The organism is Aliivibrio sp. S2TY2 (assembly GCF_028765525.1).
GTDB lineage: Bacteria > Pseudomonadota > Gammaproteobacteria > Enterobacterales > Vibrionaceae > Aliivibrio > Aliivibrio finisterrensis_A.
Window position 1 is genome coordinate 1 of sequence record NZ_JARACS010000006.1, and the last position, 16,870, is coordinate 16,870.

The 16,870-nt window shown below is 40.1% G+C and carries 11 protein-coding genes and 3 tRNA genes; 5 read left to right on the forward strand and 9 right to left on the reverse strand.

The window, feature by feature from the left end:
* Positions 1-67: 67 nt before the first annotated feature.
* The 8 genes from PVK63_RS10865 to PVK63_RS10900 form a co-directional block, all read right to left on the reverse strand.
* A tRNA-Ser gene (locus tag PVK63_RS10865) sits at positions 68-160 on the reverse strand.
* A gap of 67 nt (positions 161-227) precedes the next feature.
* Positions 228-304: transfer RNA gene (locus PVK63_RS10870), tRNA-Arg, on the reverse strand.
* A gap of 53 nt (positions 305-357) precedes the next feature.
* Positions 358-450: transfer RNA gene (locus tag PVK63_RS10875), tRNA-Ser, on the reverse strand.
* Positions 451-664: 214 nt separating this feature from the next.
* Positions 665-862 carry a carbon storage regulator CsrA gene (gene csrA / locus PVK63_RS10880; protein WP_005417777.1) on the reverse strand — a complete coding sequence of 66 codons (198 nt, stop codon included), beginning with the start codon at positions 860-862 and terminating at the stop codon, positions 665-667.
* A gap of 81 nt (positions 863-943) precedes the next feature.
* Positions 944-2,113: an aspartate kinase gene (locus tag PVK63_RS10885; RefSeq protein ID WP_130046832.1), complete on the reverse strand. Its 1,170-nt coding sequence runs from the start codon at positions 2,111-2,113 to the stop codon at positions 944-946.
* Positions 2,114-2,125: 12 nt separating this feature from the next.
* Positions 2,126-4,705 carry an alanine--tRNA ligase gene (alaS, locus tag PVK63_RS10890; protein WP_130086993.1) on the reverse strand — a complete coding sequence of 860 codons (2,580 nt, stop codon included), beginning with the start codon at positions 4,703-4,705 and terminating at the stop codon, positions 2,126-2,128.
* Positions 4,706-4,950: 245 nt separating this feature from the next.
* Positions 4,951-6,000 (reverse strand): recombinase RecA, encoded by a 1,050-nt coding sequence (gene recA / locus PVK63_RS10895; protein WP_274440457.1) that lies wholly within the window; start codon positions 5,998-6,000, stop codon positions 4,951-4,953.
* A gap of 142 nt (positions 6,001-6,142) precedes the next feature.
* Positions 6,143-6,640, reverse strand: coding sequence for a CinA family protein (locus PVK63_RS10900; RefSeq protein ID WP_130086989.1), 498 nt, complete (start codon positions 6,638-6,640; stop codon positions 6,143-6,145).
* 140 nt (positions 6,641-6,780) lie between these two features.
* On the opposite strand from PVK63_RS10900, the gene mutS reads away from it, so the two are divergent.
* From mutS to PVK63_RS10925, 5 genes are all read left to right on the forward strand, one after another.
* Complete coding sequence (mutS, locus tag PVK63_RS10905; RefSeq protein ID WP_165371192.1) at positions 6,781-9,315, forward strand: DNA mismatch repair protein MutS; 2,535 nt, start codon at positions 6,781-6,783, stop codon at positions 9,313-9,315.
* A 252-nt stretch (positions 9,316-9,567) separates the two neighbouring features.
* Positions 9,568-11,244: an AMP-binding protein gene (locus PVK63_RS10910; RefSeq protein ID WP_130086985.1), complete on the forward strand. Its 1,677-nt coding sequence runs from the start codon at positions 9,568-9,570 to the stop codon at positions 11,242-11,244.
* Between the two features lie 424 nt (positions 11,245-11,668).
* Positions 11,669-12,910 (forward strand): cytosine permease, encoded by a 1,242-nt coding sequence (codB, locus tag PVK63_RS10915; RefSeq protein WP_130046837.1) that lies wholly within the window; start codon positions 11,669-11,671, stop codon positions 12,908-12,910.
* 10 nt (positions 12,911-12,920) lie between these two features.
* Entirely contained in the window at positions 12,921-14,198 is a 1,278-nt protein-coding gene (locus PVK63_RS10920) for a cytosine deaminase (protein ID WP_130046838.1), read from the forward strand.
* Between the two features lie 112 nt (positions 14,199-14,310).
* Positions 14,311-14,550 (forward strand): VF530 family DNA-binding protein, encoded by a 240-nt coding sequence (locus tag PVK63_RS10925; RefSeq protein WP_130046839.1) that lies wholly within the window; start codon positions 14,311-14,313, stop codon positions 14,548-14,550.
* 120 nt (positions 14,551-14,670) lie between these two features.
* On the opposite strand, the gene fusA is transcribed toward PVK63_RS10925, so the two are convergent.
* Positions 14,671-16,755 (reverse strand): elongation factor G, encoded by a 2,085-nt coding sequence (gene fusA / locus PVK63_RS10930; protein WP_130086983.1) that lies wholly within the window; start codon positions 16,753-16,755, stop codon positions 14,671-14,673.
* Between the last annotated feature and the right edge of the window lie 115 nt (positions 16,756-16,870).

A 16,870-nucleotide genomic window follows, 5' to 3' on the forward strand; every position in this document is an offset into this window, starting at 1 on the left:
GCTGAGCTACTAGCGCACAATAATTCTTTTATGTTTTTGCTGATTTAAAATCAACAGAAACAAATAATGGCGGTGAAGGAGGGATTCGAACCCTCGATGCGGCTATAAACCGCATACTCCCTTAGCAGGGGAGCGCCTTCAGCCTCTCGGCCACCTCACCGTGTAAATTTGCTTATAGTTACCTACTAAATAACTATATTATTGATAATCACTTACCAATGAAAGAATGGTGCGCCAGGGAGGATTCGAACCTCCGACCGCCTGGTTCGTAGCCAGGTACTCTATCCAGCTGAGCTACTAGCGCACAATAATTCTTTTTTATTCTTGCTGACCATAAAGATCAACATGAATCAATAATGGCGGTGAAGGAGGGATTCGAACCCTCGATGCGGCTATAAACCGCATACTCCCTTAGCAGGGGAGCGCCTTCAGCCTCTCGGCCACCTCACCGTCTTGAGGAGGCACATATTACGGTTTACCAAAAATATGTCAATGACTTTCTTAGTAAAAAATAACGTTTTTTGTTTAACAGCCTACGAAACGACCAAAGTGAACAAAAATAAAACGTTATCCCTAGTTTGTGCCTTTTATTTTGTTTGTTTTTACTCATCAATGCTAAATAAAAACAAACAAGGTCAACACTGTTGACCCTATTCATACGAAATTAAAAGTTACCTTGCGATGCTGCAGGTGTACCTTTTTCCGCTTGAATGCGCATATAAATTTCTTCACGGTGTACAGATACTTCTTTAGGTGCATTAACACCAATACGTACTTGGTTACCTTTAACGCCTAGTACAGTAACTGTTACTTCGTCACCAATCATAAGAGTTTCACCTACACGGCGAGTCAAAATTAGCATTCGAATGCTCCTTGAGTTATCTCAGTTTTATAATAAATGTATGTTTTGTCCGTTATCGCTTATTTTCATAAACGTCTTTGCTCAAGAAACAGCGATCATAAGGTTATTATCTTGTGATTGCTCTGTAATAACAAACGTTTTATGTAAAATATCGGCCGCTCGTTCTAAATCAGCTTGATTCACGATAACCGACAAACTTTTAGGCTCTATACTATGCTGATAAATATCAACACAATTAGCCATTAGTTGATTGCAAGCAGAGTCTGCCATCCCTTCAACCTTATCTCCAACTAACGTCAGAATTGATAAGCTACTAATATTGCGTATTTTTGTACTAAATGCCAGTTTCAATTGTAAAAAAGCCGCTTTTGGCACAACAATTTGAAAACAATCACACCTTTCAATTAACACTCTGTACTGTTTACGTAATTCAGTCAACTCTTCTTCTAAAAAGCCATTACACTCTATTAGGAGTAAATCCTGCTTAAGTGCCAAACCGATTACCCCTTTACCCTCTACTGGTTGTTCACAAATCAGTGTCCCTTCACCATCGTCAAATGATGATAATACACGTAAGGTAACCGATGAATTCCAGGCGTGAGCGACAGAATGCTCTTGTAATACTTTGGCTCCAGACTTTGCTAATAAATGCATATCTGAAAAAGAGATTTCTTTTAAACGACGTGTATTAGGTACAAATCGAGGATCTGAAGAATACACACCATCAACATCAGTAAATATTTGGCACTCATCTGCATTTAATGCAGCAGCTAAAGCAACCGCAGTGGTATCTGAGCCGCCTCTTCCTAATGTCGTAATGTTGCCATTCTTATCTCGCCCCTGAAAACCAGCAACAATAACAATATAACCTTTATCTACCCACTGAGTTATTAAATCGGTTTCAATATGCTCAATAGTTGCATCATTAAATCTATTGTTAGTGTAGATTCCAGCCTGATCAGCCGTTAAAGAAATAGCTTTAATGCCCTTTTGATTTAAAGATAGGGCTAATAACGCGATAGAAACTTGCTCGCCAGCAGAAAGCAACATATCTAATTCACGTGGTTCTGGAACCTCGCTCATTTGATTTGCTAAATTCATTAAACGATTGGTTTCACCCGCCATAGCAGAAACAGCAACAACAACATCATGTCCTTGCTGCTGGGTTGAAATGATGCGTTCAGAAACAGATTGGATCCGCTCAACGGATCCAACTGATGTACCACCATACTTTTGTACGATTAATGCCACCGATACGACCTATTACAGACGCTCAGTTAGCCAAGCTTCAACAGAAGCTAGTGCTGCAGGTAATGCATTCGCATCAGTACCGCCAGCTTGAGCCATATCAGGACGACCGCCGCCTTTACCACCAACTTGTTGTGCAACCATATTCACTAATTCGCCCGCTTTCACTTGGCCAATAAGATCTTTAGTTACACCAGCAATTAAACCTACTTTACCGTCATTCACATTACCTAACATGATAACGCAGCTACCAATTTGATTTTTAAGCTCATCAACCATGCCACGAAGCGCTTTACTCTCTGCACCATCTAACTGAGCAATAAGTACTTTTGTTCCTGCAATGTCTTGAACTTGATTGATCAGGTTTGCACCTTCTTGAGACGCTAGCTTATCTTTAAGCTGTTGGATCTCTTTCTCAAGTTGTTTTGCTTTTGATGCAGCTTCATTCAGCTTTTTATCTGCTGATTTTTGTTGTGCTTCAATCGCATCTAATGCTGCTTCACCAGTAACGGCTTCAATACGGCGGATACCTGCAGCAATACCACTTTCTGACGTAATTTTAAATAAACCAATATCACCAGTGCTTGATGCGTGAATACCACCACACAATTCAGTTGAGAACTCACCCATAGAAAGAACACGAACTTCATCGTCGTATTTCTCACCAAATAGAGCCATTGCGCCTTTTTCTTTCGCTGCATCAATGTCCATTAGGTTTGTTTCAATCTCATGGTTTAAACGTACTTGTTGGTTAACAATACGCTCAACTTTACGCAATTCTTCAGCTTTTACGCCTTCAAGGTTAGAGAAGTCAAAACGTAAACCTTCCGCCTTAACTAATGAGCCTTTTTGAGTTACGTGCTCACCGAGTACTTCACGAAGTGCTGCGTGTAATAAGTGAGTTGCTGAGTGATTTAAAGTAATCGCAGTACGACGCTCTTCATCAACTTGAGCCATTGCACTATCAGCCGTTGATAATACACCTTCAACTAACTTACCGTGGTGACCAATTGCATTACCTACTTTTTGAGTATCAGTAACAACAAACTTACCCGCTTCAACAGTAATGATACCGGCGTCACCAGATTGACCGCCTGACTCTGCATAGAATGGCGTTGCATCTAAAATTAGAATCGCATCATCACCAGCAGAAAGAGTCTCAACGGCTTCACCTTCACGGAAGATTTCTAATACCGTTGCTTTTGCTTCAGTCGAATCATAACCGTGGAATACTGTTTCAGATTCAACTTTGATCACTGCATTATAATCAGTACCAAATTGACCCGCTTCACGAGCACGTTGACGTTGTTCTTCCATCGCTTTTTCAAAACCATCTTCATCGATAGTTAATTCACGCTCACGAGCAACATCATTGGTTAAATCAGCAGGGAAACCGTAAGTATCGTAAAGTTTAAATACAGTTTCGCCGTCAAGAACCGTACCTTCAAGGTTATCTAATGCTTCGTTTAGAATTACCATTCCACGCTCTAGTGTGCGACCAAAGTTTTCTTCTTCAATCTTAAGAACTTTTTCAACTAGCGCTTGCTGTTTTTTCAGTTCTTCACCAGCGGTTCCCATGATCTCTGCCAATGGTCCAACTAATTTATAGAAGTAAGAACCTTTAGCACCTAACTTGTTACCGTGACGTACCGCACGACGAATAATACGACGTAATACGTAACCACGACCTTCGTTTGATGGCATAACACCATCAACAATTAAGTAAGAACAAGAACGGATGTGATCAGCAACAACACGTAGAGATTGGTTTGAAAGATCATCGTAACCAACTACTTTTGCTGTTTCTTTAATTAGTGTTTGGAAGATATCAATTTCATAGTTTGAGTGAACGCCTTGCATGATTGCTGCAATACGCTCAATACCCATACCTGTATCTACTGATGGCTTAGGAAGCAGTTCCATTGTACCGTCTGCTTGACGGTTGAATTGCATAAATACGTTGTTCCAAATTTCAATGAAACGGTCGCCATCTTCTTCAGGAGAACCTGGACGGCCACCCCAAATGTGCTCACCGTGATCGTAGAAAATCTCAGTACAAGGACCACAAGGACCAGTATCACCCATCTGCCAGAAGTTATCTGATGCGTAAGGTGCACCTTTATTGTCACCTATGCGTACGATACGATCTGCTGGAATACCCATTTCTTTATTCCAGATTTCGAAAGCTTCGTCATCAGTTTCATAAATAGTGACTAATAAACGGTCAGCTGGCAGTTCTAGACGCTCTGTTAGAAATTCCCAAGCATACTTGATTGCATCTTGCTTGAAGTAATCACCAAAGCTGAAGTTACCTAGCATTTCAAAGAAAGTATGGTGACGAGCAGTAAAGCCTACGTTTTCTAAATCGTTATGCTTACCACCAGCACGAACACAACGTTGAGCCGTTGTTGCACGAGTATAGTTACGTTTTTCTGAACCTAGGAAACAATCCTTAAATTGGTTCATACCTGCGTTGGTAAATAAAAGAGTTGGGTCATTTGCTGGAACTAGAGAAGAACTCTCAACAATTTGGTGTCCTTTGCTTTCAAAAAAAGCAAGAAACGCACGGCGGATCTCGTCAGTGCTCATATACATGTAGGTATTCCTGATTGAATCGTAGGTTAACTCACTCTTGTACTCAGTTAAGACAAGCAGTGTTTTTTAGACAGAATTTCGAACATTGTATACGCAAATGCAAGCGAAATATAGATAAGTAAAGTGATCAAATGAGGAATAAGGTGGGTTTTAAAATATCACTGATAGATTCTCAATAAATAGAAACAAAAAAGCCAAACACTGTGGTTTGGCTTTTGTCTTCATTTATTTTCAAAGAAAGCGATTTAGAACTCTTCGTTTTCTTCTACTTCAGCAGTCACATCTGGTGTTTCTGGCTGATCTTCTGCTGGAGTTAGTAACAGCTCACGTAATTTAGCGTCTAGTTCCGAAGCAATGGCTACGTTATCACGCATAAACTTAGAAGCGTTTGCTTTACCTTGACCAATCTTGTCGCCGTTATAGCTGTACCAAGCACCCGCCTTATCAACTAATTTATGCTTAACACCTAAATCAATTAATTCACCTTCGCGGTTAAACCCTTTTCCGTATAAGATTTGAGTTTCAGCTTGCTTAAATGGTGCTGCAATTTTATTTTTAACAACTTTAATGCGTGTTTCGTTACCAATCACTTCGTCGCCATCTTTTACTGCGCCTGTACGACGAATATCAAGACGAACTGATGCATAAAACTTAAGTGCATTACCACCCGTTGTGGTCTCTGGGTTACCAAACATCACACCAATTTTCATACGAATTTGGTTGATGAAGATAGCCATACAATTTGATTGTTTTAGATTACCTGTTAACTTACGCATTGCTTGAGAAAGCATACGTGCCTGAAGACCCATGTGGCTATCGCCCATTTCACCTTCAATTTCAGCTTTTGGTGTTAACGCAGCAACCGAGTCAATAACCATTACATCAACAGCACCAGAGCGCGCTAACGCATCACAGATCTCTAGAGCTTGCTCACCCGTATCAGGTTGAGAAACTAATAATTCATCAATGTTTACGCCAAGTTTTTTAGCATAAACAGGATCTAGAGCATGCTCAGCATCGATAAAGGCACATGTTTTACCTTCACGCTGTGCTGCAGCAATTAATTCAAGAGTTAATGTTGTTTTACCTGAACTCTCAGGACCGAAGATCTCAACGATTCGCCCCATTGGTAAACCACCAGCACCAAGTGCAATATCAAGAGATAAAGAACCAGTAGACACAGTCTCAACATCCATTGTGCGGTTATCGCCCAACTTCATGATTGAACCTTTACCAAATTGTTTTTCAATTTGACCTAATGCGGCGGCCAGTGCTTTTTTCTTGTTATCGTCCATCTTGATTCTCCAGTTACTCTAGATCACGTAATCAGTTAATAACCAGTAGTATACTGTCTATTCATACAGTGTCTATAGGCTTGTATCATTTTTTCTTTAACTTTCGATATAATTTCGACTAAATAACACTTAACCTTCTGAATTAGTTAAGATCTAACAAACGATTCTTTAATGTGAGAAATGCATATTTGATCGCACTTTTTCTAATATCACAGCGATCACCAGTAAAATATACAGTAGTTTCATAATGCCAGTCATGTTTATCAGCAAAGCCAAAACAAACGGTCCCAACAGGTTTTTCATCACTCCCTCCACCAGGGCCAGCAATACCACTAATTGAAACCGTAATATCAGCGTTACTGTGCACCAAAGTACCTTTAGCCATCTCTTTTACTACGGGCTCACTCACAGCACCAAAACGCTGTAATGTCTCTAAACTAACGCCCAGTGATTCGTTTTTTGATTCATTACTGTAAGTAACAAAACCACGCTCAAACCAAGCGGAACTTCCTGCATTTTCTGTCGCGCAGAAAGCCACACCACCACCTGTACAAGACTCTGCACATGCCATAGTCTTACCTTGTTGCATTAATAACTCACCCACTTTTTGGGCAAGTTGCGTATTTTTCACCATATCCATTAGATTCTTTCCATCTTGATTCGAATTTTATCCATTCTATCTTTGATTGCTGCTTTGATTCACGTATTCTTAGCAACAAATATTTTCTACACTCATTAGGTCTCGTTGTGGCAACAAAATCAACTGAAAAACACACCCCAATGATGCAACAGTACTTGCGTTTAAAATCTGAAAACCCGGATATTTTACTGTTCTATCGTATGGGCGATTTTTATGAGCTTTTCTATGATGATGCGAAACGAGCCTCTCAACTGCTTGAGATCTCTTTAACCAAACGAGGCTCTTCTGCAGGCGAACCTATCCCAATGGCAGGCCTCCCTTACCATGCTGTTGAGGGCTATTTAGCCAAATTAGTTCAGCAAGGTGAATCGGTTGCGATTTGTGAGCAAGTGGGTGACCCTGCGACGAGTAAAGGTCCTGTTGAGCGTAAAGTTGTTCGTATCGTTACCCCTGGTACTGTAACTGATGAAGCGCTTCTTCCTGAACGTTTTGATAACTTAATTGCCGCTATTTATCATCATAAAGGCCATTTTGGTTACGCTACATTAGACATCACCTCTGGTCGTTTTAAACTATCAGAGCCAAATACTGAAGAAGCGATGCTTGCCGAGCTGCAACGTACAGCCCCAACTGAGCTGTTATTCAGTGAAGATTTTGAACCAGTTCATTTATTAGAAAAAAGAAATGGTAATCGTCGTCGCCCAGTATGGGAATTTGAGCTTGATACTGCTAAACAACAGTTAAACCAACAATTTGGAACTCGCGACTTGGTTGGCTTTGGGGTTGAAAAAGCTGAATTTGGTTTATGTGCTGCTGGCTGCCTTATTCAATATGTAAAAGACACTCAACGTACTACTCTGCCTCATATTCGCTCCATCGTAATGGATCATCAAGATGACTCAGTGATCCTAGATGCGGCGACACGTCGAAATCTTGAAATCACCCAAAATTTAGCGGGTGGATTCAATCATACGTTATCAGAAGTACTTGATCATACAGCAACCGCAATGGGTAGCCGTCTGTTAAAACGCTGGTTACATCAACCCGTTAGAACACATGATGTATTAAACCAACGTCTTGATGCTATTGGGGAATTAAAAGATGAAGCGCTATTTAACGAACTGTCTCCACAGTTAAGAAACATTGGTGATGTTGAACGTATTCTCGCTCGACTTGCATTACGCTCAGCTCGACCACGAGATCTTGCTCGTTTACGTAACGCACTGCAACAGTTGCCAGAATTAGCTCAAACCGCACAAGAATTTAAGCAAACTCATTTACAAAACTTAGCTCAACTAGCACAACCAATCGATTCTATTTGTGAGCTTTTAGAGCGTGCAATAAAAGACAACCCTCCAGTGATCATTCGTGATGGTGGTGTTTTAGCTGATGGTTATAACGAAGAGCTCGATCAATGGCGAGATCTGGCCAATGGTGCAACTCAATATTTAGATAAGCTAGAACAAGAAGAACGTGAACGTCACGACATTGATACGTTAAAAGTCGGTTACAACAACGTACATGGCTTTTATATTCAAATCAGTAAAGGGCAAAGCCATAAAGCACCCGCACATTATGTTCGCCGTCAAACATTGAAAAATGCTGAACGTTATATCATTCCTGAATTAAAAGAGCATGAAGATAAAGTCCTAAGTTCAAAATCTAAAGCACTAGCAATAGAGAAAAAGTTATGGGAAGAACTATTTGATCAACTTCTTCCACACTTAGAACAACTTCAATTAATGGCGAATGCGATTTCAGAGTTAGATGTACTGAGTAACTTGGCAGAACGCGCGGACACCTTGAATTATTGTCGCCCTACACTATCTTCAAGTATTGGAATGGAAATAAAAGGAGGCCGTCACCCTGTTGTTGAGCAGGTAATGACAGACCCATTTATTGCCAACCCAATCAATTTAAATGATGACCGTAAGATGCTGATCATTACCGGACCTAACATGGGTGGTAAATCGACCTATATGCGTCAAACAGCACTCATTGCATTAATGGCTCATGTTGGCTGTTATGTCCCTGCTGATTCAGCAAAAATAGGCTTGCTCGATCGTATCTTTACACGTATTGGCGCCTCGGACGATCTAGCGTCTGGGCGCTCAACTTTCATGGTTGAAATGACAGAAACCGCGAATATCCTTCATAATGCCACCAAGTATAGTCTGGTACTTATGGATGAGATTGGTCGCGGCACAAGTACTTATGATGGTTTATCGCTAGCATGGGCAAGCGCAGAATGGTTAGCTACAAAGATTAACGCCATGACTTTATTTGCCACGCATTATTTTGAGTTAACTGAATTACCTAATTTATTTAATGGCTTAGCGAATGTACACCTTGATGCTGTAGAGCATGGCGATGAAATTGCCTTTATGCACGCAGTTCAAGATGGTGCCGCAAATAAATCTTATGGTCTTGCTGTTGCTTCTTTAGCGGGAGTTCCAAAAACCGTTATTAAGAAAGCAAAACTAAAACTTCAGCAACTTGAAAGCGGTAAAAATACGTCAGTATTACCACCAAGCGCGCAAGTAAAAGAAGAACATCAACTCTCTTTGATCCCAGAACCAAGCGAAGTTGAAGAAGCACTATCTAATGTAAATCCAGATGATTTAACACCGCGGCAGGCATTAGAAGAACTATATCGCTTAAAAGCTCTTCTATAACCAAGAAACAGTACTAAACCCCAAAGCCTGCTTATAAAATATTATAGGCAGGCTTTTTTATATTATTTTTGAAACCCTCTAAATTATACTAGTTCCAATAATGATCATCTAATTAACTACATTGGCATTAGTGCAAATACTCACTTATAAAGTTCTCATTATTTTGATTAAAATTTGACTGAATCATTAAAAGGATATTTACTTAACATAAAATTAACAATAAATAATAACGATAAACCGCAGGATGCCCCTATGAGCCAATCAGTATTAAATCACAATACAAACCCACAACTTCCTCACCAAGCAATGCTTGAATGGGCCGAAAAAAAACCTAATGACGTTTTCCTTCGTCAGATTAAAAATAGGCAATTTGTGGATTACACTTTTTCTGAAGTGGTTGATAAAGCACTCCGTCTAGTGACATCCTTACAAGAGTTAGGCGTTAAACCAAAAGACAGGGTTGCTTTAATTTCGAAAAATTGCGCTGAATGGTTTATTACGGATCTCGCTTTAATGCTCGGTGATTTTGTCAGTGTTCCTATTTTCCCAACAGCTGGCCTTGAAACTATTGAACACTGTTTAACTCACAGCGAAAGTAAAATCCTTATCGTAGGAAAACTTGATGATGTTAACGCCACTCAAAAAGCAATGGAAAACCTTCCAGAGATAAACACCATTGCTTTTAATTATGACTCTGCCGCAAAATGCCAATATCAATTTGATGAACTTATTCAACAATACCAACCATCCGAGTTTAGGCCCGAGCATAATGACAATACCCTAATGTCAATTGTTTATACCTCAGGAACATCCGGATTACCAAAAGGGGCAATGCTCACCTTTGGTGGATTTAGTCATTCATCAAAACACCTTATTAATCATATCGGTATACAAGCAGGCGACCGTCTATTTTCTTATCTGCCTCTTGCTCACATTACTGAACGTGTATACATCCTAGGTTCTGCTTTTTTTGGTGGTATCCAAACTGCTTTTCCAGAGTCACTCGATACCTTCATTGATGATGTAAAAATGCATCGCCCTACTCTATTTATTTCAGTACCAAGGTTATGGACCGTATTCCAACAACGAATTCAAGATAAGCTACCGCAGAAGAAGCTAAACATTTTACTGAAGATCCCTTTTGTTAACGGCTTAATTAAACGCAAACTGGCAGATGGTTTAGGGTTAGACCAAGCTCGTGTACTAGGGTGTGGATCTGCACCAGTCTCCGCAGGATTATTAAAATGGTATGAAAGTATTGGATTAAACATCACTGAAGCATGGGGAATGACTGAAACCTTTGCCTATAGCACACTGAATTATCCTTATCGCTCCGATAAAGTCGGCAGCGTTGGATCTGCAGGCCCTGGCGTTGAACTCAAAATTGCTAACGATGAAGAAATATTAGTAAGAGGCGATGGGCTTTTTGCTGGTTACTATAAAAATGATGAAGCAACAGAAGAAAGCTTTAATAACGAAGGTTGGTTACATACCGGAGATATTGGCTCTATTGATTCTGAAGGTTATTTAACCATTCAAGGTCGTAAAAAAGACACCTTTAAAACAGCCAAAGGAAAGTTTGTTGCTCCTGTTCCTATTGAAAAGCGTATTTTCGATCTTAGCAATTTAGAAATGATGTGTCTTATTGGCTCTGGCCTACCCGGACCTATTTTACTCGCTATTCCACATGCCTACCCTAATTTTGACCAAGCACGTTATGAGCGTACAGCCCTTAGAAACTTAGAGACAATTAACAGTGGATTAGAGTCTCATGAAAAACTAAAAGGGATATTAATGATTAAAGAACCGTGGTCAATTGAGAATGGTATTCTAACCCCAACATTAAAGATAAAACGCCATATTTTAGAAAAGAAATACCATGAATTCGCATCATCATGGCCTAAGGATAAAAAAATAATATGGGAATAACCCATAAAAAATCCTTAGTTAACAAAAATAAATAAAGCTCTAAGCAAATTATCGACCTCAAGCATGCAAAATTATATGTTTGAGGTTTTTTTTTGCTCGAAAAATTTCAACTTCACCCAACTCAGATAAATAATGAGATAAAAAACCTTATTTACAGATTTAAATTAGACGTTTATTTAAATTAAATGCATTTAAGTCCGATTATCTACCAAAAAAGACTTTTTCATACCCATTCTATAAAAACAATCGTTTGCAATGAAGACAATTGCAATAAACAAAACTCACAAGCATCTATAATTCAACAACTTAAATTACAAACCAAATAAAACACCAACTTCGTTATTGACATTATTGTTATTCCATTTAGACTCCTGTCCGTTTATCAAAAAACTGACCGAAAATTCAAGACAGATGAGGAACGGATATGTCGAATGACAATGATTACAGCTTGAGTGCTGTACCTAAAACCGCAAGAAAAGGTGCGGTTTCTCTGACATTAGTAATGCTAGGGTTAACCTTCTTTTCTGCAAGTATGTGGACAGGAGGCTCTCTTGGTACTGGGCTCTCTTTTGATGACTTCTTCCTCGCTGTTCTTATTGGTAATTTAATCCTCGGTATTTACACTTCTTTTCTTGGCTACATCGGCGCTTCAACTGGTCTCTCCACTCATCTTCTCGCTCGTTTCTCTTTCGGTTCTAAAGGCTCATGGATCCCATCTCTTTTACTTGGCGGTACTCAAGTTGGTTGGTTTGGGGTTGGTGTCGCCATGTTTGCAATTCCAGTTCAAAAAGCCACAGGCATTGACACTAATGCATTAATCGTAATTTCTGGTCTATTAATGACCGTCACCGTTTATTTTGGCATTTCAGCATTAATGGTTCTCTCCATGATTGCGGTTCCAGCTATCGCAGTACTTGGTGGTTATTCAGTATTGACTGCCGTTGACAGTATTGGTGGTGTAGCTGAACTACAAAAAATCCAACCGACTGAACCAATGGATTTCTCAATTGCACTTGCTATGGTTGTAGGCTCTTTTGTAAGCGCTGGTACATTGACGGCTGATTTTGTGCGATTTGGTAAAAAGCCGATGGGAGCCGTAGCCATTACTATGATTGCTTTCTTTATTGGTAACTCACTGATGTTTATCTTTGGTGCAGCAGGCGCTTCTGTAACTGGCCAGTCTGATATTTCAGAAGTAATGATAGCTCAAGGTTTATTGATTCCGGCAATCATTGTGCTCGGACTAAACATTTGGACAACTAACGATAATGCACTATATGCCTCAGGTCTCGGGTTCTCGAATATCACTGGTCTACCAAGTAAATACATTTCAATGTTAAATGGCTTAATTGGTACTGTGTGTGCCCTATGGTTGTATAATAACTTTGTTGGATGGTTAACTTTCTTATCTATCGCTATTCCGCCAATTGGTGGCGTTATCATCGCTGATTTCTTTATGAACCGTAAACGCTATATGGATTTCGAAAACGCCAAATTCAAAACGATTAATTGGGCGGCCATTATTGCGGTTATTATTGGTGTCGCTGCTGGTAATTTCCTACCAGGTGTTGTACCTGTAAATGCTGTGTTTGGTGGCGCACTAAGTTACCTACTACTGAACCCTCTTTTAAACAAAGAAAAAGCCTCTGAAACAGAAGCTGCATAGAAGAATTCTTATGACTGATTTATTAATTAAAAACGTAACATTACGAGATCAAGAAGGGTTATTCCAAATCTTAATCCAAGATGGTCAATTCAATAAAATCGCTTCAAATGAAGAACAACTTTCATATTCAGGAAAGGTACTAGATGCGGAAGGCGGTCTTGCTAATGCGCCCTTTTGTGAGCCTCACGTTCATTTAGATACAACTCAAACTGCTGGTGAGCCAAGTTGGAATATCTCAGGAACCCTTTTCGAAGGTATTGAGCGCTGGTCTGAACGTAAGCAACTGCTGACTATTGAAGATGTTAAGAGCCGTGCCAAGCAAACACTTAAATGGCAAATCGCTAACGGTATTCAGCACGTTCGTACTCACGTTGATGTTTCTGATCCAACATTGATTGCCTTAAAAGCAATGCTAGAAGTTAAGGAGGAGATGAAAGAATGGGTCGATATTCAAATCGTTGCTTTTCCTCAAGAGGGCATTCTTTCTTATCCAAATGGCAAAGAGTTACTAGAAGAAGCCGTACAACTTGGTGCTGATGTTATTGGTGCCATTCCACACTTTGAATTCACTCGTGAATACGGCGTTGAATCTTTACATTACGTTTTTGAATTAGCACAAAAGTACGACCGCTTGATCGATGTACATTGTGATGAAATTGACGATGAGCAATCACGCTTTGTAGAAACACTTGCCGCTCTAGCTCATAAATTTAATATGGGTGAAAAAGTCACAGCAAGCCATACGACAGCGATGCACTCTTATAATGGCGCTTATGCTTCTCGTCTCTTCCGTTTATTGAAAATGTCAGGTATCAACTTTGTTGCCAATCCATTAGTGAATATTCACTTACAAGGTCGCTTTGATGATTACCCTAAACGTCGCGGTATTACCCGCGTGAAAGAGATGCTTGCCAGCGATATCAACGTCTGTTTTGGTCATGATGATGTATTTGACCCATGGTATCCACTAGGTACTGCCAATATGCTACAAGTTCTGCATATGGGGCTGCATGTTTGCCAAATTATGGGGTATGACCAAATCAACCAAGGGCTTGATTTAATCAGCTACAAGTCAGCACGAACCCTGAATATTCAAGATAATTATGGCATTGAGGAAGGCAAGCCAGGTAACTTAATTATTTTACCTGCAGAAAATGGTTTTGATGCACTACGTCGTCAAGTACCTGTTCGTTACTCGATTCGCCAAGGTAATGTAATTTCAGAAACGCAACCAGCAACAACAATCATTACTTTAGATGAATCAGAAGTGGTTTCATTTAAGCGTTAATTGGAAACTAAATAATCAAATATACATGGGAGCCTATTATGCTCCCATTTTTTATGAATATCTTTAAGGGTGAATGCTATACTTACCCTAATTCAAGAAAAATGGCGATATTATGACACAGCAAAATAACCCGCTTCATGGCGTAACCTTACAGGCAATCTTAACTGAATTAGTGGAGCACTATGGTTGGGAAGAACTAAGCTACATGGTTAACATCAATTGTTTTAAATCTGATCCAACCATTAAATCGAGTTTAAAATTTTTGAGAAAAACCGAGTGGGCGCGAGTGCGAGTAGAGAATATCTATTTAAAACTTCAACGTCATAAAGAAAAAGCAGAAAAATTAAATTAATCTGAATAATACCAATCTACATAAGTATTTGACCATTCTTACTTGTGAAAATCGACTAAAAACAAAAAGCCCCGCAAGTAAACTTGCGGGGCTTTTTTAATTAAAGAGCGTTAGCCAGAATTACTTCTTAGCGTTAGCTTCTTTAACGTCAGCAATTACTTGCTCTGCTACGTTCATAGGACAAGGTGCGTAGTGAGAGAACTCCATAGAGAACTGACCACGACCAGAAGTCATTGTACGTAGTGAACCGATGTAACCAAACATTTCTGAAAGAGGGATGTCAGCTTTAACACGAACACCTGTTACGCCAGCCATTTGGTCTTTGATCATGCCACGACGACGGTTAAGGTCACCGATTACATCACCAACGTGGTCATCTGGAGTGAACACGTCTACAGCCATGATTGGCTCAAGAAGTTGTGCACCAGCTTTTGGCATAGATTGACGGAATGCACCTTTCGCTGCGATTTCAAATGCTACTGCAGATGAATCGACTGCGTGGAAACCACCATCTAGAAGTTCGATTTCAACGTCAAGAACAGGGAAACCAGCAAGAACACCAGTCTCCATCATGCCTTTGAAGCCTTTCTCGATTGCAGGCCAGAATTCTTTAGGAACGTTACCGCCCACAACAGAAGACTTGAACGTAAAGCCAGAACCAACTTCACCTGGTTTCATAACGTAGTCGATCTTACCGAACTGACCTGAACCACCAGATTGTTTCTTATGCGTGTAGCTATCTTCAACAGGTTGAGTGATAGTTTCACGGTAAGCAACTTGAGGTTGACCAACAGTTAGGTCTACACCGTATGTACGACGAAGGATATCAACTTTAATGTCTAGGTGAAGCTCACCCATACCTTTAAGGATTGTTTCGCCAGTTTCTTCGTCAGTTTCAACTTGGAAAGATGGATCTTCTGCAACCATTTTACCGATCGCGATACCCATTTTCTCAGTACTGCCTTTATCTTTAGGCGTTACAGAGATTGAGATTACTGGTACAGGGAATACCATTGGCTCAAGCGTTACTGCGTGCTTAGGATCACATAGAGTATGACCAGTTTGCACGTTTTTCATACCAACGATAGCGATGATATCACCAGCTTGCGCGTAAGTTAATTCGTTACGATCGTTCGCTTGCATCTCAACCATACGGCCAACACGCTCAGTTTTACCAGTGAACGAGTTAAGGATTGTGTCACCCTTGTTTAGTTTACCAGAGTAAATACGTACGAATGTTAGTGCACCAAAACGGTCATCCATGATTTTGAATGCTAGCGCTTTGAATGTTTCGTCTACAGAAACGATAGCGTGTTCGCCAGTCTCTTCGCCTTCTTCGTTCATTAGCGGTTGAGGATCTACTTCTGTTGGAGAAGGTAGGTAATCAACTACAGCATCAAGAACAAGTTGCATACCTTTGTTCTTAAATGCAGAACCACAGAATGCTGGGAAGAAGTCCATTGTGCGCGTACCTTTACGGATACATGCTTTTAGTTGCTCGATAGATGGCTCTTCGCCTTCCATGTAAGCTTCCATTAGATCGTCGTCTTGCTCTACAGCAGTCTCAACTAGCATCTCACGGTATTCTTCTACTTGATCAACCATGTCCGCAGGAACATCAGTGATTTCGAAGTTTTCTGGAAGACCAGAATCATCCCAAATGTGTGCTTTACGAGTTAGAAGGTCAACAACACCAACGAAATCGTCTTCGATACCAATTGGTAGAACCATAACTAGTGGGTTAGCACCTAGTACGTCTTGAGTTTGCTTAACAACACGGAAGAAGTCAGCACCCATACGGTCTAGTTTGTTAACGAAGATGATACGTGCAACTTCTGATTCGTTCGCGTAACGCCAGTTAGTTTCTGATTGAGGTTCAACACCACCAGAACCACAGAATACACCGATACCACCGTCAAGTACTTTAAGAGAACGGTAAACTTCTACTGTGAAGTCAACGTGTCCCGGAGTATCGATAACGTTAAAACGGTGATCTTTCCAGAAACAACTTACAGCTGCTGATTGGATAGTAATTCCGCGCTCAGCTTCCTGTTCCATGAAGTCAGTCGTAGATTCGCCATCATGTACTTCACCAGTTTTGTGGATCTGACCAGTAAGTTTTAGGATACGCTCAGTTGTGGTAGTTTTACCCGCATCAACGTGCGCGAAAATACCAATATTTCTGTATTTAGATAAATCAGTCATTGTTTTACTCTATTAATAGGATAGAAAATGCGCGCAGAGTATAACACAAACTGCCAATTGGTATATGCTTTGTTCTATTTTTGGATAGAATTTAGCCCAAATAAGCTCTGCGTAC

Excerpts from the sequence above, each read along its gene's own strand:
- csrA (WP_005417777.1), bottom strand. The coding sequence starts at position 862 with ATGCTAATTTTGACTCGCCGTGTAGGTGAAACTCTTATGATTGGTGAC.
- alaS (WP_130086993.1), bottom strand. The coding sequence starts at position 4,705 with ATGTATATGAGCACTGACGAGATCCGCCGTGCGTTTCTTGCTTTTTTT.
- recA (WP_274440457.1), bottom strand. The coding sequence starts at position 6,000 with ATGGACGATAACAAGAAAAAAGCACTGGCCGCCGCATTAGGTCAAATT.
- PVK63_RS10900 (WP_130086989.1), bottom strand. The coding sequence starts at position 6,640 with ATGGATATGGTGAAAAATACGCAACTTGCCCAAAAAGTGGGTGAGTTA.
- mutS (WP_165371192.1), top strand. The coding sequence starts at position 6,781 with ATGATGCAACAGTACTTGCGTTTAAAATCTGAAAACCCGGATATTTTA.
- PVK63_RS10910 (WP_130086985.1), top strand. The coding sequence starts at position 9,568 with ATGAGCCAATCAGTATTAAATCACAATACAAACCCACAACTTCCTCAC.
- codB (WP_130046837.1), top strand. The coding sequence starts at position 11,669 with ATGTCGAATGACAATGATTACAGCTTGAGTGCTGTACCTAAAACCGCA.
- PVK63_RS10920 (WP_130046838.1), top strand. The coding sequence starts at position 12,921 with ATGACTGATTTATTAATTAAAAACGTAACATTACGAGATCAAGAAGGG.
- PVK63_RS10925 (WP_130046839.1), top strand. The coding sequence starts at position 14,311 with ATGACACAGCAAAATAACCCGCTTCATGGCGTAACCTTACAGGCAATC.
- fusA (WP_130086983.1), bottom strand. The coding sequence starts at position 16,755 with ATGACTGATTTATCTAAATACAGAAATATTGGTATTTTCGCGCACGTT.